The organism is Nocardia mexicana NBRC 108244 (assembly GCF_001613165.1).
Lineage (GTDB): Bacteria > Actinomycetota > Actinomycetes > Mycobacteriales > Mycobacteriaceae > Nocardia > Nocardia mexicana.
Window position 1 is genome coordinate 13908 of sequence record NZ_BDBV01000110.1, and the last position, 18178, is coordinate 32085.

Here is an 18178-nt window from a genome sequence, read left to right on the forward strand (position 1 = left end):
CGGAGATGGGCGGGGCTACGGGGCGGGGTGTCTCAGCAGCAAGCCGTCGACGATTGCGGTCAGGCCCAGCCGATGGGTTTGCCGCGTGGTGAGTTCGTCCCAGCGGTCGGCGACCTCCGCCAGGTGCGGGTAGGTGCCGGTCGCGGCATCGGCGAAGGCTCGGTCCCGATAGACCGGATCGTCGGACCGGGCCCGGCGGCGTCCGCTGTTCACGCGGATCATGAGGTTGCCGACGATGTAGTACCAGATCGTGCGGTAGACGTCGACGGCCTCCTCGGGGGTGCAGCCGCAGTCGACGGCGGCGCCGACCATCGTCTCCACGAACCAGAGTGCGGCCGGGGCGAACAGGTCGTCGGCCGTCAGGACCTCGACGATCCAGGCGCGTTCGGAGAGCAGTTCGTAGAGCAGGACGGCCGTCGCGACCAGTCGTTCCCGGGGGTAGTCGGGCAGGTCCGGGCGCGGGATGTCGCGGGCGTGCGCCTCCAGCACGAGCAACAGCAGCTCGTCCTTGTCTCGCACGTGGTAGTACAGCGTCATCGGCGCGCTGCCGAGTTCGGTTGCCAGTCGCCGCATCGACAGCTTGTCCGGGCCCTCGGCCTGCAGGATGCGATCGGCCGCGGCGACGATCGTCTCCAGGGACAACCGCGGCGGGCGGCCGCCGCTCTTCGCACGGGCTCCTTCTGCGGGCATCTGCCCATCCTCCCCGAACGGCGCGGATCGGCCGCCGCCGGTCCCATTCGGCATCGATGCGCATATGCGCCATTCCGACCAGCGTTGTTGCCGGGTCACCGAGATCGCTGGAGTATCGAAGATGGTCGGCCGAAGACGTTCGAGCAGTGTCGGCGGGCGGCCCTCCGTAATGCGCAACACAGTTCGTAACGCGCAACTTCGGCCCCCGATTTCGTCAGCGGAAAGGACCGAATGTGATGCCACCACGAACCCTGATCGACTTACCCACCACCCCCATGCAGGTCGCCCAGCCGGGCCCGCCCCCGCCGCCGGAATGGGGGCGCCCCGGCGACTCGGAGGCCGCGGCCCTGTGGCAGCAGGCGAAGACGGTGCTGGTCACACGCGTCGTCGGCCCGCAGCAGTTGCAGACGGTTCCGCGCCTGGTGGTCCCGATCGGCGGCAACCAGCTCGCGTTCCGCGTCTCCTCCCATTCCCCCGAGGCCGGGCAGCTGGCGCACGACGACCGGGTGCTCGTGCAACCCGGAGACTGGCGCGGCAACCCCGCGCTCGGAACCCAGCAGCGGCAGGGCCGCGCCCAACTGGTGACCGGCGGCACGCTGCTGCCGTACGTGCAGTCGGAAATCGACGCCAAATACAAGTGGCGAACGTCCTTGGCGCGCTTCGCTCATCATTTCGCGCGCGGCGCGGCCCCCTACGGCGACGTCATCGTGCTGGTCACCGTGCACGATCCGGTCCGCATGCTCACGTCGTCGCGCTGAGCCCGCCCTATCCCGGCAGCAGCCCGTGTTCCATCGCGAAAACCGCGGCGCCCGCGCGGGTTCGGTGCCCGGTCTTGTCGTAGATATGCGCGAGGTGGTGGCCGACGGTGCGTTCGGACACCACCAGTTCCGCGGCGATCTGCCGGTTGGACAGCCCGCGCGCGGCGAGCCGCAGCACCTCGACCTCGCGCTCGGTGAGACCGCACGGCAGATCCGCACGGGGAGTGGGTAATCCGGCCGCCTCCACGACCGCGGCGCACGCCTCGCGGTCCAGCTCCCCGGCCTTGGCGGCGACCATCAGTTCCCGGGCGGCGTCGTCGGCGGCGAAGGCGGGGCGGTGCGGGCGCGGCTCGGTGAGTGCCGCGAAAACGTCTGCGGCGGCCAGGATTCGCGCCGGTTTGGCGCTGTCGCGCCCGCGGATCCCGCGGTGGTAGCCGCTGCCGTCGAGGCGTTCGTGGTGTCCGGCCGCGGTATCGGCCAGGTCGGCGAGCCCGGGGCAGCGCCGCAGCACCCGCTCGGTCCAATAGGTATGCAGCCGAACGCGTTCCCGGTCGCCGGGGCCGAGCGGGCCGGGCCGGTCCCAGATGGCGCTGGACACCCCGGCGCGGCCGATATCGTGCAGCAGGGCCGCCGCCCGCATGGTCTCGCACTCGTCGGCGGACATTCCGCTCAGGCCCGCCGCGGCGCCCGCGAGCTCGGCGACGTGCCCCGAATGCCCGAGCAGCCAGCGGCCCTTCAGGTCCACCACGATGGCCAGGGCGAGGCACAGCCCCAGCCGCTCACCGGTCCGGACGTGCAGCGGCACACCGGGTTCCCGGCGCACCACGGTGTCCAGCACATCCGGCACGTCGATGCAGTCCCACACCGCGTCGGCGTCCGCGGAGAACAGGGCCACCAGGTCCGGATCGAGATGTCCGCCCGCGCGCCGCCGCAGCTCGGCCAGCGCCTCCTCGCGGCCGCGCTCGGCGGAGGCCAGCACGGCCTGCTCGGCGATGTGCACAATTCGCCCGGCCAGCGAAATCGTCTCGCCCCGAAGGCGTTCCGGTGCGCCGAGGCCGTCCCAGCGTTCCTTCACCTCCGTCAGCGCGACCACCGCGGCCTCCGGCAGCCCGAGGCGGGGGCCCAGGGCGCGACTCACCTCGCATACCGACCGGACCGCCGCCGACCGCTGGTCCGGTGCCAACGTCTCGAAACGGTCCCGCAGCTGCGGCTGCCGATCGGGCGCCCACGAACCGAACTCCTTCATCTGGTTCTCGAAGAACTGCGGATCTCCCCGGTCCGCCACGTGATATGCCTGCTGGAAGGCCACATCGTCGGCGAAGGCCGCGGCATTCTCGGACGCGCGGCTGGTGCATCCGATCGCGCCCAGCAGGGCGGCGTGGAAAACGGTCCGTCGATCGGCCTCGTCCAGGCCCGCTCGTTCCGCCAGGTCGGTGGCGACCAGGCAGGTCGCCAGGCCCTTCTCGAACGGCGCTCCGGTCGCCAGATCGGTCGTGAGCGACAGTGCTGCGAGCACCTCGGTAACCCGGATGGAGGCGGGCGGGATCGTCACTCCCCCACGGTAGTTCGCCACGGCGCCGCGCGGTGCCCGGAACCGGACGAATGCCCCGCGCGAGATAGGTCGATCGACCGATGTGGCAACACGTGCCGCCCCTGCACCATTGCTGCATCGTCCTGGTCCGACCCGCGGAGGTTCGCCCTTGCGCCGACCCCGGATCCGCCCGGGAAATGCCTACTGCACGTAACGACCCCTAGCTCGGCCTCGGGCGAAACGCGCTCGGGCGCACCAATGTTCGTATCTCGAAGGAATACTCATGTCTCGATCATCCCGGCGCGGCGCGCGGCGTCGCGCCGCCCGTGCGGTGGCGGCCGCCGGTGTCGTCGCGCTCAGTGCGACCGTGGGCGGCCTGGCGCTGCCCATCGCGGACGCCTCCAGCCATCGCGAAGCCCCCTTGATCGCCGCCGATCCGGGGGCGGACAACACCGACGTCTACGCGTTCGTCAGCCCCGACAAGCCCGATACGGTGACGATCGTCGCCAACTGGTTCGGGCTACAGGAGCCCAACGGCGGCCCGAACTTCTACCCGTGGGCCACCGACGCCGCCCACGACATCAATATCGACAACGACGGCAACGGGAAGCCGGATATCAGTTACCGCTTCGACTTCACGACCGACGACCGGCGCGGCACCAACACCTTCCTCTACAACAACGGCCCGGTCACCAGCCTGAACGACGAGAACCTGCTGTTCCGGCAGAATTACACGCTGTCGGTCAGCCACGGCGCGAACGACTGGCGCCCGATCGAGCGCGGCCAGGTCGCGCCGTCGGATACCGGCCCGGCCTTGATGCCCGACTACGACGCGCTGCGCAAACAGGCGACACACAGCCTGCCCGGCGGCGGGTCGGTCTACGTCGGCGCCTCGGAGGATCCGTTCTTCCTCGACCTGCGGGTGTTCGATCTGCTCTACGGCGGCGACCTGTCCGAGGTCGGGACCGACACGCTCGCCGGGACGAACGTCAATACCGTTGTCCTGCAGGTGCCGATGCGCGATCTCGCGCTGAAGAACGACCCGGCGCGCAATCCGGTGATCGGGGTGTGGAGCGATACCGAGCGGCGCACCCTGCAGCTCAGCCCCGGCGCCGCCAAGGCGACCGGCCCCTCCGTGCAGGTCTCACGGCTGGGCAATCCGCTCGTCAACGAGCTGGTCGTCCCGTCCGGGCTGAAGGACGCGTTCAACGGGCTCGAGCCGGTCGGTGACGCCGGGGTTCCCCAGGTGGTGCAGCGAGTGACGAATCCCGAACTGGCACAACTGATCCAGCAGATCTACAAGGTGCCCGCACCCGCCACGCCACGCAACGACCTGGTGGAGATCTTCCTCACCGGGATCGCGAAGAAGGCGCCGACACTGGACGGCAGCGCGCCGCCCATCCAGGCCGATCTGAACTCGCAGGTCCTCAATGCCGATGCGCACGTCGCGAACTTCCGGCCCTCGGAGATGCTGCGGCTGAACATGTCGGTACCGGTGACGGCGACGCCGAACCGGCTCGGTGTCCTCGGCGGTGACCTGCAGGGCTTCCCGAACGGCCGGCGACTGGCCGACGACGTGGTCGACATCGAACTGCAGGCCGTGGTCGGTGCGGCGCAGACCGGCAAGCTGGTCGACGCGCTCGCCGCCGGCGACAAGGTCGACGCCAACGACGTGACCTTCTCCGGCACCTTCCCCTACGTTGCGCTACCGGCGAAGAGCACGACGGAGACCGGGGCGTCGAACGGCGCCACCGCACCGGCAGGCGCCGGGACGGCCCAGGGCGGGGAGGGCATGCCGTGGATGCCCGTGGCCGCGGGCGGTACCGGCGCCGCCGCGCTGGTCGGGATCGGCGGCTGGCTGCTGATGCGCCGCAGGGCGAATCGGCTGACCGACCTCCGGCCGCCGCGCTACTGACCCGCGGACGTGGCGGGGCCGCCCCGATCGGCCCCGCCACCCCCGGAGAGCATCCGAATCGTCGTTCCGACCACCCTGTCCGAGGTCTCGACATGGCCGAAAAGCCTTCCCGCGCATATGCGAAGCCCATACTCGCGATCTTCATCGCACTGATGGCAGCCGCCGTGGGAGTCATCGCAGCGGTACCCGACCGATCGGCGCCCACGGAGGCGGCGGCCGTGAGTTCCGCCGCACCGTTCGCCGCGCAGATCGCGCTGCAGCGGCAACAGCTGGATCGGTTGCCCGGCAACGCGACCGGCTGGGCCGAGCTCGGCGCCGCCTATGTCGAGCTGGCCCGCGTCACCGGGGACCCCCGGAACTACGGCGAGGCGCGGCGGGCGCTGGATCGATCGATGGAGTTGCGGCCCAACGAGAATGCCGACGCGCTGTTCGGGCTCGGCGTGCTCGCCAACGCGCTGCACGACTTCGCGGCCGCTCGCTCCTACGGCGAACGGGTCCTCGCGCTGCGACCCGACAGCGCCGAGGCGTACGGCGTGCTGGCGGACGCCCTCACCCAGCTCGGGGCGGCCGATGCCGCGACCGCGGCGGTCCAGCGGATGCTCGACCTGCGGCCGGGCGTGCCGTCGTTCACCCGTGCGGCCTACGACCTCGAGCTGCGCGGCCGCACCGACGAAGCCCGCCAGGCGATGCAGAGGGCGCTCGCCGCGGCGACCACCGCCGACCAGATCGCCTTCTGCCGCTATCACCTCGGCGAGCTCGCCTTCCACGCCGGGAATCTGGACGAGGCCGAAAACCATTACCGCTCTGGTCTTTCGGCCGTGCCGGACGATGCCGCCCTGCGGCAGGGCGGCGCCAAGGTGCTCGCCGCCCGAGGTGCGACGGAGCAGGCGATCACGCAGTACCGGGAGCTGACCGGCCGGGCGCCGCTGCCGGAATACCTGATCGAGTTCGGCGAACTGCTCGAGTCCGCGGGGCGCCGCGACGAGGCGGACGACACCTACCGCGAGATCGCCGATCGGTTCCGCGAACTGGAGGCACAGGGCGCCACGGACTATGTGGCCGCCGCGCTGTTCGCCGCGGATCACGGCGACCCGGCGGAGGCGGTTCGGCTGGCGCGGACGGAATTCGGCCGGCGGCAGAGCGTCGTCACCGCCGATGTGCTCGCCTGGTCCCTGCACCGGGCGGGTCGTCACGAGGAGGCGCTCGGCTACGCGGAGCGCGCGGCCGCCCTGGGCTGGCGCAACGCCACCGTCACCTACCACCGCGGCATGATTCTCGCCGCGCTCGGCCGCACCGCGCAGGCCGCCGCGGCGCTGGACGAGGCGCTGCGGACCAATCCGCACTTCTCGCCGCTGCACGCGCCCCGGGCTCGCCGGGCGCTCGAAACCCTCGGCGCCGCACCCTGATCGATCCTCAGCGCTGGGCGGGCAGCCCGCGCAGGAAGATCTCGAACGCCTCGGGCTGCACCGCGATGGACCCCACGAACGGCTGGTCGAGCATCATGATCAGCCCGAGCGACAGCACCACGAGCACGGCCAGCGCGCCCACGAGCAGCAGCTGCGTCCAGAACTTGGGCAGGCCGAAGAAGAAGGTGAATCCGACGGTCACCACCGCGCCTACCGCCATGGCGATCCACAGCACCGTCGGCACGTTGTGGCCGCTCTGGCTGAGCCGCTCGCGGCGCGCGGCGGCGAGGTCGTTGACGGTCGACAGCGAATGCTCGAAGACCAGTTGCGTGCGCGGGCTGTCGGTCGGCAGTGCGTTGATCTCGTCGCGCATGCGGTACACCAGCGCGGTGGCCTCGGGGCTGTAGCCGCCGTCGCCGAGCAGCGGCCACTCCTTCGCGACCACCACGTGCGCGTACTGCTGGGTGGTCGCCTCCAGATCGCGGCCCACCTCCGGAGGCAGCGCGCGGGCGTCCCAGTACAGCGCGCCGAGGTGGTTGGCCTCCTCGAAGGTGTTGGTGCTCGCCTCCTGCAGCGAATTCCACTCGTTGACCACGATGAACGCCAGCAGCACCGCGTACAGGGCGCCGACCGCCTGGAACACCGTCCCGGCCGCCTCGTTGTATCCGCCGGGGTTGCTGCCCCGGCGCCGTGCTCTCCACATGACCACCACGCCCAGCACCACCGTGATTGCCGGAACCAGTAGTGCGACCCACGCCCACGCCATCGACGACCTCCCCGCCTCGGAGGAACTGGTGTGTTGCTGCGGTCGAGCAGCGTACCTGTGTGAGCGTATTGGCGTGGGGCGAACACGCCCGGTCTAAGGCCGTCGAGGCGGCAGCCCTTTTAATATTCCCCGGTCAGAAGCATGAAATCGATGTTGTGGCGTTGGCTGAGTATTGACAGCGATTGTCTAGCATCAATATGCTGCATATTCGCTCGTCTCGCTCCAGTTGCTCAGGATTTCCCGCACATCGGAGGTGGACGTGACATCGGTGGTCGATTGTTCAGATAGCGATACCGGCACTCTGATCAACGTGGAACCCCTCCCGAGGCCGCTCTGGCCGGAAGGCACCGAGCGGGGTTATCGGATCGAGTACGTGGCCCCCAATTTCAGCGGCGGAAAACGCGCGGTGAGCGGCTCCGTATTCGTCCCGGCACCGACCACCGGCACCGCGCCCGTCCTCACTTGGGCACATTGCACGGTAGGCCTCAACGAGCACGACGCGCCGTCGAAGGTGGGCCTGATTCCGGAGGAGCGTCGGCATCTGGCGTACTGGCTCGCCGCCGGGTTCGTGGTCGCCGCCACCGACTACGAGGGGCTGGGCACCGACGAGCCGCATCCGTATCTCGACGGCGAGGCCATCGCCGACGATGTCATCGATATCGTCCGAGCCGTGCACGGCATGGATCTGAACGTCGACGAACGCACGGTGATCGCCGGATTCTCCCAGGGCGGCCACGGCTCGCTTTTCGCCGCGGCGCTGTGCACCGCCTACGCGCCGGATCTGAACCTGTTGGGAACGGTTTCTCTGGCACCCCCGATTCGTTTTCTGGATTTCGTGCGCGAATTCACCTCGGCGGGGGACGGATCGGTGCACACCCTTATTCCGATGATCATGGCCGGACTGCGCATCAGAAGGCCGGAGTTCAAGCCCGAGGAGCGGCTGACCCCGGCCGGGTGCGAACTGGTGGATGCCGCGACGCGTACCTCGATGAAAGATCTCGATGCGCTGTGCTCGGCGACCACCAACGATGCGGCCGGTATCACCGGAATATCCACCTGGAAACCCTTCGTCGAGGCGCTGGAATCGACCAGCCCGCCGGAGTCCAGGTACGACAGGCCGATATTCCTGTGCTCCGGCGGGGCCGATCCCGTCTTCACCCCGAAGCAGGGCCGGGGCTTTTCGGACGCGGTATCGAAATCCGGTACGAGCGTCACGTTCCTCGATCTCGAATCGCTGGACCACGTGGCCCTGCTGGAACCGGCGGCGCACCGGGCCACGCGGTGGGCCGCCGATCTGATCGCCGCCGACGCGAACGGCGATGCGGGGGAGGACGTGCCCCGCGCGAGTGGCCAGCTCGACGGCCGCGACCCGCGTTTCCGGGTGCTCGACGCCACGGGGGACGGCCGGATCGGGCTCGATGATTTCCGGGCACATGCGCTGCGGCTGGTCTCGAGCTTCGGCCGCCCGCTGGGAGATCCGGTGGCGGCGCGGGTGCGTGCGGGCTACGAGCAGCTGGCACGGCAGCTCATCGAGCATTACGACCGCGACGGCGACGGAGATATCGACCTGGAGGAGTTCGTGGCGGGCCGCACCGGGCAGGTTCCCGCGCAGATCGCCGACAGTGCGCAGACGCTGGTGCGGGCGGTCGTGCAGCTGATCGATGACGACGGCGACCGCCGGGTCTCCCGGGCGGAGTTCCGGTCGGTGACCCGGGGGCTGGGAATTCCCGCGGACGAATCCGACACCATTTTCGATCGCACCGATGCCGACGGCAGCGGGTACCTCGGTGACGACGAATTGGCCGCCGGTGTCGTCGAATTCCTGACGGGGACGGACGACCGGTCACCCGGATATTGGCTTTTCGGCCGCTCGGCATGACCGCACTGACTTCTCTGACGGAAGTCGTGCCGATCGATCCGCGACTATGGCCGATCGGTGCCGACAGCGGTTATCGAATCCGTTTCTGCAGCGGCGGAAGAATCACCAGCGGATCGGTATTCATGCCGCGCTCGGACTCGCTCCGTGAAACGGTGCCGCTGTGCACGTGGGCACATTGTTTCGTCGGTCTGGATCAGCAGAACGCGCCCTCGAGGCGCGGTCTGCCCGGGGTGGAATTGAAACACCTGTCGCGTTGGATCGCGAACGGGTTCGCGGTGGCGGTGGCCGATTTCGAGGGCTTGGACGGTCACGGTCTCAGCCCGTTTCCCGACCCGGACGGGATAGCCGCCGACATCCTCGCCATCTGCCCGGCGGCCCGGGAATTCGACGAGCGGATCGGGAATGGCGTCATCGCCGGGGGGTTCTGCCAGGGCGCCGCCGCGGTACTGCGCCTGCCGGGAATCTCGCACCCGTACTCCGAAGTCGATCTCAGAGGGATCGTATCGCTGGCCCCGCCCGATTACCCGTCGTATTTCACCATGGTCACCCGGGATCCCGATTTCCCGGCCGACGCTCTCGCGCTGGTGCTGCTCGCCGGATTACGGGCGGCGGATGACGGATTCGACCCCGGGGCCCGCCTGACCGATACGGGAATGGCATTGCTCGACGAGATACCACCGTTGTCCGTACCGGAGATGCGCCGCCTGCTGGAGCCGTTCACCGTTCGAGATCTCGGCCTGTACGACTTGACCGGAGAGCCGCGGGTCGCGGAATTTCTCGAACAGTGCGACGCCCTGCCGGAGAACGACGGCACCCCGATATTTCTCGCGTCGGTCGATTCTGATCCGCTGACGCCGGAGGCCAGTATCCGCCGCTGCGCCGACCAATTGTCGGCCCGCGGGGCGGAGGTCGCGACCACCAGATACGCGGGAGATCACATGGGCATCCTGTCGTCGGCCGCCTCGGAGGCCGTCGAATGGGCGGTCCGCGCCGCCCGGTAGCGACGACCCCGAGTCACTCCTGGGGAGCCGACCGGATGCGCGCCGGAGTGCGCCGCCGTACCATTCGCCCGTCCTGCAGGGCTGTGCCGGTCGACCTAGGTGGCGTGAATGAGTCTCAGCGGTAAGCGATTTCTGGATGTGGCCGGGAGCCGGGATACGGCGGTGGCCGTGCTGGCGACGATCACCGGGGTGTACTACCTGATCGTCGCGGTCACCAACTGCCTCGACACCGACACCAACCGGCGCGGTGTCACGGCGGTGCTGTCGATGCGCAGCACGATCCACCATCCGGCCGTCGACTGGCACGCGATCACCAGCCCCACGGTGGTGTGGATCGCCTACATCGGCGTCGTGATCTGGGAGTTCCTGACCGCGTTCGTGCTGCTGGCGGGGGCCGTGGCGGGCTGGCGGGCGCTGATCGGCCGCCGGGCCGCGACCGCCGAGACGGCCGCGAAACTGTCGAGCCTCGGCTGGGTGCTGGCGGTGTTGCTGTTCGCCGGAGGCTTTCTGACCATCGGCGGGGAGTGGTTCCGGATGTGGGCGAACAAAGAAGTGAATGCCTCGTCGGCGGCGCTGCAGAACGTCCTGATCGCCGCCGTCGGTCTCATCCTGGTCCATCTGCCCGGACGGCCCGAGGCCCGGGAGCGGTCCTAGCGGACCGGTCCCGGGAACCGTCAGCTGGTGACCAGCTCGGGTTCGGTGCTCCCGATCTCGTCGTCGGACTCGCCCGACTCGTCCGGCGCGCTGGACCGGTTCGGCAGCAGCACCGCCATCACGATCACGATCAGCGCCAGGGCCGCCGAGACGGCGAAGGCCAGCTTCATGCCGTCCAGGTGTGCGGTGATGGGTTCGACGCCGTCCGCGATCAGCGCCTCGCCGCGGGCGGACATCACGGTCACCACCAGGGCGCTGCCGAAGGCCGCCGCGACCTGCTGCAGCGTGCCCAGCATCGAGCTGCCGTGCGAGTACAGGTGCATCGGCAGTGCGCCCAGACCCAGGGTGAACACCGGGGTGAAGGCCGCGGCCAGCGACACCATCAGCAGGATGTGCAGGCCGAGCAGCTGCCAGTACGGCATGGTCAGCGAGATCTGGGTGAATCCGGCCAGCGCGGCCGCGATGCCGATCGAACCGGGAATCACCAGCACCCGCCCGCCGAACCGGTCGAACAGGCGCCCGATGGTCGGGCCGAGCAGGCCCATGGCCAGTCCGCCGGGCATGACCAGCAGTCCGGTCTGCAGCGGGCTCAGGCCGCGCAGGTTCTGCAGGTACAGCGGCAGCAGCAGCATCGAACCGAGCATCGCCAGGAAGGCGACCGCCATCAGGACCAGCGCCTTGGTGTAGGTGCCGGACAGCAGGGTGCGCAGGTCCAGCAGCGGGGTCCCGTTGCGCTGCAGCCGAATCTGACGGAAGGCGAAGATGCCGATCAGGGCCAGTCCGGCGGCGACGATCAGGGCCGGAGTGGCGACGTTGCCGGTCTCGAACCGGCTGAGCCCGTACACCAGGCCGCCGAAACCGAGGGCCGCGAACGCCACGCTGGACCAGTCGATCGTGCCGGACTCCGGCTCGCCGACGTTCTCCAGATGCCGCAGGCCGAACCAGGTGACCCCGGCGGCGATCGGCAGCACCAGCACGAACAGCCAACGCCACGAACCGATCTGCAGCACCAGGCCGGAGATGACCGGGCCCATGGCCGGGGCCACCGAGATGGCGAGGGTGACGTTGCCCATGACGCGGCCGCGATCGTGCTCGGGGACCACGGTCATCAGGGTCGTCATCAACAGCGGCATCATCACCGCGGTGCCACCGGCCTGGATGACCCGGCCGATCAGCAGCACCGCGAACGACGGGGCCACCGCCGACAGCGCGGTACCGGCGAGGAAGACGCCCATCGCGATGGCGTAGGCCCGGCGGGTCGTGACCCGCTGCAGGAACCACCCCGTGACCGGGATGACGGCCGCCATGGTGAGCATGAACGCGGTGGACACCCACTGCGCCGCCCGCTCGGTGACATCGAGGTCGGACATGAGGCGCGGGATCGCGTTGATCATGATGGTCTCGTTGAGAATCACCACGAAGGTTGCGAGGACCAGCAGCCGGATGACTGTCGGTGTCCGCCGCCCGGTCGAGCGATCGGATATTTCGGCGGGCATGGGGTACCTCCGGGGTAATTCTTCGAGCAAGGGACGACGTGTGGGCCTGGGACGGATCATCGACGGTGATGACCGGGCCACACGTGATCAGACGGAGCCGATTCGCTCAACTCATCGGTTGCGCGCCAGTATTCCCGGTGACGCCGGGCCGGGTCACTCGATTTTTCGCACCCGCCCGTCTCGATGATCATCGAAACGACCTGATCGGCGGCGGGTACCGAATGCCGGAAGGCCGCGGCGTGACGCTGGTCACGGCCGATGGATCGGCCGCCCGGCCGGTGGCCGGTCTCGCTGGCGAAGGTCATCGCAGGGCTCCCGTAGTCGCGTTTCCGTCTGCTGTCGACCAGCATCGGACATCAACTATGGTTCAGGTCAAGAGGTGCCGGGGTCACTGCTGGGACTGCTGCAGCAACGTCTCGGCCCGCCCGCGCAGCTCTTCGCTCGCCCGTCCCGCATTTCCCGCATCGAACGGCGGCTGCGGGTCGTATTCGATCCCGAGCTGGATCGCGCGGGCGGTGTCGTCGTCGGTGAGCAGGGCAGCCAGGTACAGGGCCATGTCGATCCCGGCGGACACCCCGGCGGCGGTGACGTACTTCCCCGACCGCACATAGCGCTGCGGCAGGTAGGTCACGCCGTAGGTGGACTGGAGATAGGGCCCGGCCGCCCAGTAGGTGGTGGCTTGCCGCCCGCTCAGCAGCCCCGCGGCGGCCAGGATCACCGCGCCCGTGCAGACCGAGGTGGTCCAGGCGGTCGTCCGATCGATGTCCCGGATCCATTGCAGCAGGGCGGGGTTCTGGGTCGAGGCCACTGTTCCGCGGTTGCCCGCGCCGGGAATCAGCAGGACGTCGAGGCTGTCGACCTCGGCCAGAGCCTGCTCGGCGACGACCGCGACATCGCCGGTGTCGGTACGCACCGGCCCCGGCTGCTCGGCGAGCATCGTCACCCGCGCGCCGGGCACCCGGGACAGCACCTCGGCCGGGCCGGTCGGATCGAGCAGGCTGAATCCGTCGTACAGCACGATGCCGATGCGGGGCCCGGCGCCGTCCGGGCGGGCCCGAGCGGGAGCCGCCGAGGCACCGGCGAGTCCGGAGGCAACGAGTGCGGCCGTGCCGCCCAGGACATTTCGACGCGTGGTGGTGGGGGAGGAGGAGATGGTCACGCTGCCGAAGTGTCGCCGCCCGCGCCCGGCCGATCGGGTGCCATGTCCGTGATCTTGCGCATCGTGTCGCCGTTCATGCCGTATCGGTCGAGCAGCGCGGCCCGCAACGTCTGCGCCGAACCGAAGCCGCAGCGCCGCGCGATCGCCGCCATGGGCAATTCGGTGGACCGGATCAGCTGCGCCGCCGACTCGGCCCGCAGCCGGCGGACGGCGCGGGCCGGGGTGTGGCCGGTGTGGGTGGTGAACAGACGACTCAGATGACGGGTGCTGACCCCGGCGCGCCGAGCCAGTGCACCCGGCGTCAGATCCTCCGCGAGATGGCTTGCGGCATAGCGCATCAGGTCGTGGACGAGTCGGTCTTCCGGTGCCGGTGCGGAAAGAAACATGCTGATCTGCGCCTGATCCGCGGGACGGTGCAGGTAGGTGACCAGGATGCGAGCCACCGTCCGCGCGGGCGACGATCCGTGGTCGTCCGCTATCAGCGACAGGGTCAGGTCCAGGGCGCTGGTGACACCCGCGGAGGTGTAGATGTTGCCGTCACGGATGTACAGCGGCGCGGTGTCGACCGCGACGGTCGGGAAGCGGGCCGCGAGTTGGTCCCCGTAGCCCCAGTGCGTGGTGACCCGGCGGTGCTCCAGCAGCCCGGCGGCCGCCAGCAGATAGGTGCCGGTACAGATCGAGGCGATGCGCCGACTGGACCGGGCGAGGCGGCGAATCTGGTCGAGCAGGTGTGGATTCGCCGCCGCCTGTTCGGTTCCGGCGCCGCCGACGACCATGACGGTGTCGATCGGTCCGCGCACCTCCTCGAGGTGCCCGCTGTCCAGGGTGATCCCGGCCGAGGTGCGGACCGCGTGCCCGCCGACCGAGACGACCTCGACCCGGTAGGGCGGTCGCGCTCCGATGCGGTTCGCCATATCGAATGCTCCGCTGGGGCAGGCGATATCGAGGATCTGCGCGTCGTTGTAGGCGACGATGAGCACACGCCGGGCCGACTCCATGCTCAGGGCTTGCGTGCCACCCCGCCGTATGCGGCGATATCGCGCAGCCCGGCCACCTCCAGCTCCGACCGGCGCCAGTGGGTGATCTTCCCGAAGCCCGGTTCGAGCATCTCGAAGCCCTCGAAGACCGCGCGCAGCTGATCCTGTGTGCGGGTGTAGTACGGCACGCCGCCGGATTTGGCGTATTCCTCGCACATCTTCGTGTAGGTGGGGCTGTCCACGGTGCCGTCCCAGTACACCAGGTAGCTGCCGGACGGGACCGCGTCCATGACGGTGCGGACGATCCGGAGCAGATCCTCGTAGGTGCGGGCGTGCCCGAGCACCCCCATGAACATCACGCCGATCGGCTGGGTGAAGTTCAGGATGTTGGCGGCGTCGGCGATGATCTGCTCGGGCTCGTGGAAATCGGCCTCGATGTAGGTGGTGACGCCCTCGTGGGTGGTGCTGGTCAGCAGGGCCCGCGCATGGGTCAGCACCAGCGGATCGTTGTCGACGTAGACGATTCGAGCGTCGGGGACCAGACCCTGCGCCACCTGATGGGTGTTCTGCATGGTCGGCAGGCCGGTGCCGATATCGAGGAACTGTCGAATTCCGGCCTCGCCGGCCAGGTGACTGACCGCGCGGATCAGGAATCGGCGGCTCTCGGTGGCCATCGTCCCGATATCGGGATCGATCTGCATACTGGCGTCGCCGACCTCGCGGTCGATATCGTAGTTGTCCTTGCCGCCCATCCAGTAGTTCCAAATCCGGGCGGAGTGAGGGATGTCGGTGCGGATCTCCGTGTTGTGCCCTGTCGGCATTGTGGGTCGGCTCCTCGTCGAGGTCCCGAGGTGGTGCCTCCGGCCTGCGGAGGCACGAACGGGTGATTGTCTGATCTGCCCAGTGACAGTACAAGATTGGGGAGTAGCCGACAGCCGGATCGCGCCTGTAGCCCGAGATTTCCTGCACCCGAGAACATACTGGTCAGCAGCGAACGCGCGAGTATGATAGTCCTTCGACGCGGTGTAGTCCGTGGGTTTGCGGAACACCCCGCAGGTGATCGTCGAGCATCGGAGCAGAACTCATGATCGCAGATTCCGTCCCGTTCCGGATCGGCAGCGTGGATTCGCTTGTCGCGGAACGTGGTCCGACGGCGCTGCGCATCGCCGTCGGCGGCCAGCTGCGCAAGTTGCGCGAGCAGTGCGAGATCACCCGCGAGGCCGCCGGTGAACACATTCGCGGTTCGCACGCGAAGATCAGCCGTCTGGAACTGGGCCGGACCGGATTCAAGGAACGCGACATCCGGGATCTGCTGACGCTGTACAAGGTCACCGATCCCGAGGAGCGCGAGGCGTTCCTGGAGCTCGTGCGCAAGGCCAACCAGCCCGGCTGGTGGCACCGCTACAGCGATCTGCTGCCGCAGTGGTTCGAGACCTTCATCGGTCTGGAACACGCCTCGCATTCGATCAGAACCTTTGAGGCGCAACTGGTTCCGGGGCTGCTGCAGACCGAGGACTACACCCGGGCCATCGTGTCGCTGGGCCACGAGGAGGCCGAGGCCGCCCGCCGGGTGGAGCTACGCCGGCGTCGGCAGGAGATCCTGAACCGCGAGGGCGGCCCGACCCTGTGGGCCGTGCTGGACGAGACCGTGCTGCACCGCCCGATCGGCGGAAACGACGTGCTGCGTGGGCAACTCGAGCACCTGGTCGAGATGTCCGACCGGCTGAACGTGACGATCCAGGTGCTGCCCTACGCGGCGGGCGGGCATGCGGCGGCCGGAAGTTCGTTCACGATGCTGCGCTTCGCCGAGCCCGAACTGCCCGATATCGTCTACATCGAGCAGCTGACCAGCGCGCTCTATCTGGACCGCCTGCAGGATCTGGAGCTCTACCGCCGGGTGATGGACCGCCTCAGCGTGCAGGCGGAGCCGCCGGACCGCTCCCGCAAGATGCTGGTGGCCGCGGCCGAATCGCTGTGACGGCGTAGGAGATCCGCTGCTACGCGGTGGCCTCGCGTTGTTTGCGCAGCTTCGCCGGGGCCGACAGCCACCACGCGGCGTCGATCAGTTCGCGCAGCTGCTCCGGCGCCACCCGGTCCAGGTCTATGAGGATGTACGGGTAGCCGTCATAGTGCGGCGTGGTGTAGAAGGCCGGATCGCCGGAGGCCAGCAGGGCCTGCTTCTCCTCCATCTCGCAACGCAGCACCAGCCCGCCCTCGGCCTCCGACCGCAGGCGCGCGAAGCCCTTGCCCCCGACCTTCAGCGCGGGACTGCGCCACCAGGTCGACTCCGTCACGGCCGGTAGCTCGGTCGCGATCGTCACCACCTCTTGCCATGTCAGGGTCATGGGGACAGTGTGCTCTCCGGTGCGCCGCCCGGCTTGGACGAATGGGAAGTGTCGGCCCATGACGGGGGACGGCTCACCGATAGCGCTCGACCAGCTCGGAACCCAGGCGCCCCAACTCGTCACGCACCGAGGGCGGTTCGACCACATCGACGGCGCTGCCCCAGCCAGCCAGCTGCTGAGCGACCATCAGCGGTGTCGGTGCGGTGATGCGCACCTGGACGCGGCCGTCGCCGATCGGTCCGTCCACCACGCAGTGCCGTCCCTGCTGGTGCTGCAGGATCGGGGCCAGCCGCTCCGAGATCAGGACGGTCGCCGAGGTGGTCGCCCGATGCTGTTCGACCTCGTCCACCACCTGTTCCCATGCCGCGGACAGCTCGAAATCCGCTGGGCGCTCGAAGGTTTCGCCGATGCCGGTGGCCTCGACGATGCGGTCGACCCGGAAGGTGCGCTGCCCGCGATCGGTCCCGGCGATCAGGTACCAGAGGGCGTCCTTGTCGACCAGGCCCCACGGATCGACGCGCCGTCGCGAACGCTCGCCCGCTCGCTCGTACACCAGCTCGACCCGTTCCCGGCGCACCACCGCCCGCTGCAACCGCTCGACCAGCGGCGGGGCCGCCGTCCCCTGACCGCCCCAGCCGACCGGGTCGATCACCACCGCGTCGGCCGCCGCCTCCGCCTCGGTGCGAAACGTTTCCGGCAATGCGCGCAACAACTTTCGCAATGCCGACCGTACGCCGGGCGCGGCCGTGGCGGCGGGACCGAGCAGCAGGAACAGCGCCTGCGCCTCGGGCGCGGTCAGGCCGCTGAGGTTGGTGCGGGCGCCGCCGACCAGCTCCCAGCCCCCGCCCCGGCCCGGCAGCGAGTACACCGGGATGCCCGCCGTGGACAGCGCCTCCAGGTCGCGCCGCGCCGTCGCGACCGACACCTCGAGCTCCGCGGCCAGCTCGGCGGCGGTCACCCGGCCACGGTTCTGCATCAGCAACAGGGTCGCCACGAGTCGGTCTGCGCGCACAGTTGAATTCTGCCGGAAAAAGTGCTCACTCGATGAGCACTTTTGCTCCGATGATGGATATCAACACGGGAACAACGAACGGAAGGAACCCCGATGTTGCGAGGAATGGCCCACGTTGCGTTCTACGCCGACGATCTCGAGGCGGCCGAGCGCTGGTACGCCGAGGTGTTCGGCATCCAGGCCTACTACCACGTCCCCGGGTACACCGAATTCCGCGTGGGCGACTACCAGCACGAATTCGGCATCATCGACCGGAAGTACCAGCCTCCGGGCAACCCCTCGACCCCCGGCGGCGAGGTCCTGCACTGGCACGTCGACGACCTGCAGTCCGAATTCGACCGCCTACTGTCCCTGGGCGCCAAGGAATACGAGGCCCCTCGCGAGCACGGCCCCGGTTTCGTCAGCGCGTCGGTGATCGACCCCTTCGGAAACGTCCTCGGCATCATGTACAACCAGCACTACCTGGACATGTACGCCAAGCTCCACCCGGCCGAGAGCGTGCCGGGAAAGTAGGAGGAGGCGCGCCGGGAAAATAGGAGGAGGCGTGCCGGGAGTATAGGAGGGCCGCCGGGACACTCGCCATTGGCAT

18 protein-coding genes are annotated in these 18178 nt (G+C 69.1%); 8 read left to right on the plus strand and 10 right to left on the minus strand.

Annotated features, from left to right (window positions below; translation table 11 throughout):
- Positions 1-15: 15 nt before the first annotated feature.
- A complete protein-coding gene (locus NM1_RS35245) occupies positions 16-690 on the minus strand; it encodes a TetR/AcrR family transcriptional regulator (RefSeq protein WP_068030515.1) in 675 nt (224 codons plus the stop codon).
- A 236-nt stretch (positions 691-926) separates the two neighbouring features.
- Here NM1_RS35245 and NM1_RS35250 point away from each other — a divergent pair, with 236 nt between their 5' ends.
- Positions 927-1448 (plus strand): hypothetical protein, encoded by a 522-nt coding sequence (locus NM1_RS35250; RefSeq protein WP_147288910.1) that lies wholly within the window; start codon positions 927-929, stop codon positions 1446-1448.
- A gap of 7 nt (positions 1449-1455) precedes the next feature.
- Here NM1_RS35250 and NM1_RS44475 read toward each other — a convergent pair whose 3' ends face one another.
- Positions 1456-3000 carry an HD domain-containing phosphohydrolase gene (locus NM1_RS44475; RefSeq protein ID WP_068030446.1) on the minus strand — a complete coding sequence of 515 codons (1545 nt, stop codon included), beginning with the start codon at positions 2998-3000 and terminating at the stop codon, positions 1456-1458.
- A 262-nt stretch (positions 3001-3262) separates the two neighbouring features.
- On the opposite strand from NM1_RS44475, the gene NM1_RS35260 reads away from it, so the two are divergent.
- Together NM1_RS35260 and NM1_RS35265 are read left to right on the plus strand one after the other, a co-directional pair.
- Positions 3263-4894, plus strand: coding sequence for a DUF4331 domain-containing protein (locus NM1_RS35260; RefSeq protein ID WP_068030448.1), 1632 nt, complete (start codon positions 3263-3265; stop codon positions 4892-4894).
- A 92-nt stretch (positions 4895-4986) separates the two neighbouring features.
- Entirely contained in the window at positions 4987-6300 is a 1314-nt protein-coding gene (locus NM1_RS35265; RefSeq protein WP_068030454.1) for a tetratricopeptide repeat protein, read from the plus strand.
- A 7-nt stretch (positions 6301-6307) separates the two neighbouring features.
- Here NM1_RS35265 and NM1_RS35270 read toward each other — a convergent pair whose 3' ends face one another.
- On the minus strand, positions 6308-7066 hold the full coding sequence (locus NM1_RS35270) for a bestrophin-like domain (RefSeq protein ID WP_068030456.1): 759 nt from the start codon (positions 7064-7066) through the stop codon (positions 6308-6310).
- Positions 7067-7376: 310 nt separating this feature from the next.
- Between NM1_RS35270 and NM1_RS35275 the strand changes: the two genes are divergently transcribed.
- The 3 genes from NM1_RS35275 to NM1_RS35285 all read left to right on the plus strand — a co-directional run bounded on the left by NM1_RS35275 (position 7377) and on the right by NM1_RS35285 (position 10600).
- Complete coding sequence (locus tag NM1_RS35275; RefSeq protein ID WP_169814377.1) at positions 7377-8945, plus strand: lipase family protein; 1569 nt, start codon at positions 7377-7379, stop codon at positions 8943-8945.
- A gap of 122 nt (positions 8946-9067) precedes the next feature.
- Positions 9068-9946, plus strand: a complete 879-nt coding sequence (locus NM1_RS35280) for an alpha/beta hydrolase (protein ID WP_147288911.1) — start codon at positions 9068-9070, stop codon at positions 9944-9946.
- A gap of 108 nt (positions 9947-10054) precedes the next feature.
- A complete protein-coding gene (locus NM1_RS35285) occupies positions 10055-10600 on the plus strand; it encodes a DUF2165 domain-containing protein (RefSeq protein ID WP_068030464.1) in 546 nt (181 codons plus the stop codon).
- 20 nt (positions 10601-10620) lie between these two features.
- Here NM1_RS35285 and NM1_RS35290 read toward each other — a convergent pair whose 3' ends face one another.
- Genes NM1_RS35290 through NM1_RS35310 form a run of 5 tightly spaced genes read right to left on the minus strand, consistent with a single transcriptional unit; the run spans position 10621 to position 15053 of the window.
- Positions 10621-12096 carry an MDR family MFS transporter gene (locus tag NM1_RS35290; protein ID WP_068030467.1) on the minus strand — a complete coding sequence of 492 codons (1476 nt, stop codon included), beginning with the start codon at positions 12094-12096 and terminating at the stop codon, positions 10621-10623.
- A gap of 56 nt (positions 12097-12152) precedes the next feature.
- Positions 12153-12446 (minus strand): hypothetical protein, encoded by a 294-nt coding sequence (locus NM1_RS35295; protein ID WP_147288912.1) that lies wholly within the window; start codon positions 12444-12446, stop codon positions 12153-12155.
- Between the two features lie 38 nt (positions 12447-12484).
- A complete protein-coding gene (locus tag NM1_RS35300; protein ID WP_068030471.1) occupies positions 12485-13255 on the minus strand; it encodes a DJ-1/PfpI family protein in 771 nt (256 codons plus the stop codon).
- Complete coding sequence (locus NM1_RS35305; RefSeq protein WP_068030474.1) at positions 13252-14253, minus strand: GlxA family transcriptional regulator; 1002 nt, start codon at positions 14251-14253, stop codon at positions 13252-13254. Before NM1_RS35305 ends, NM1_RS35300 begins: the two co-directional genes overlap by 4 nt.
- Before the next feature lie 2 nt (positions 14254-14255).
- On the minus strand, positions 14256-15053 hold the full coding sequence (locus NM1_RS35310; RefSeq protein ID WP_068030478.1) for an SAM-dependent methyltransferase: 798 nt from the start codon (positions 15051-15053) through the stop codon (positions 14256-14258).
- A 263-nt stretch (positions 15054-15316) separates the two neighbouring features.
- Here NM1_RS35310 and NM1_RS35315 point away from each other — a divergent pair, with 263 nt between their 5' ends.
- Positions 15317-16210 (plus strand): Sco1979 family transcriptional regulator, encoded by an 894-nt coding sequence (locus tag NM1_RS35315; protein WP_068030480.1) that lies wholly within the window; start codon positions 15317-15319, stop codon positions 16208-16210.
- A 19-nt stretch (positions 16211-16229) separates the two neighbouring features.
- Here the strand turns inward: NM1_RS35315 and NM1_RS35320 are convergent, their stop codons facing one another.
- Positions 16230-16577 carry an MmcQ/YjbR family DNA-binding protein gene (locus NM1_RS35320; RefSeq protein ID WP_068030482.1) on the minus strand — a complete coding sequence of 116 codons (348 nt, stop codon included), beginning with the start codon at positions 16575-16577 and terminating at the stop codon, positions 16230-16232.
- Between the two features lie 73 nt (positions 16578-16650).
- On the minus strand, positions 16651-17589 hold the full coding sequence (locus NM1_RS35325; RefSeq protein ID WP_068030485.1) for a helix-turn-helix transcriptional regulator: 939 nt from the start codon (positions 17587-17589) through the stop codon (positions 16651-16653).
- A gap of 93 nt (positions 17590-17682) precedes the next feature.
- On the opposite strand from NM1_RS35325, the gene NM1_RS35330 reads away from it, so the two are divergent.
- The gene (locus NM1_RS35330) at positions 17683-18102 is read left to right on the plus strand and encodes a VOC family protein (RefSeq protein ID WP_068030488.1); all 420 of its coding nucleotides are present in this window, start codon (positions 17683-17685) and stop codon (positions 18100-18102) included.
- The last annotated feature ends 76 nt before the right edge of the window (positions 18103-18178 follow it).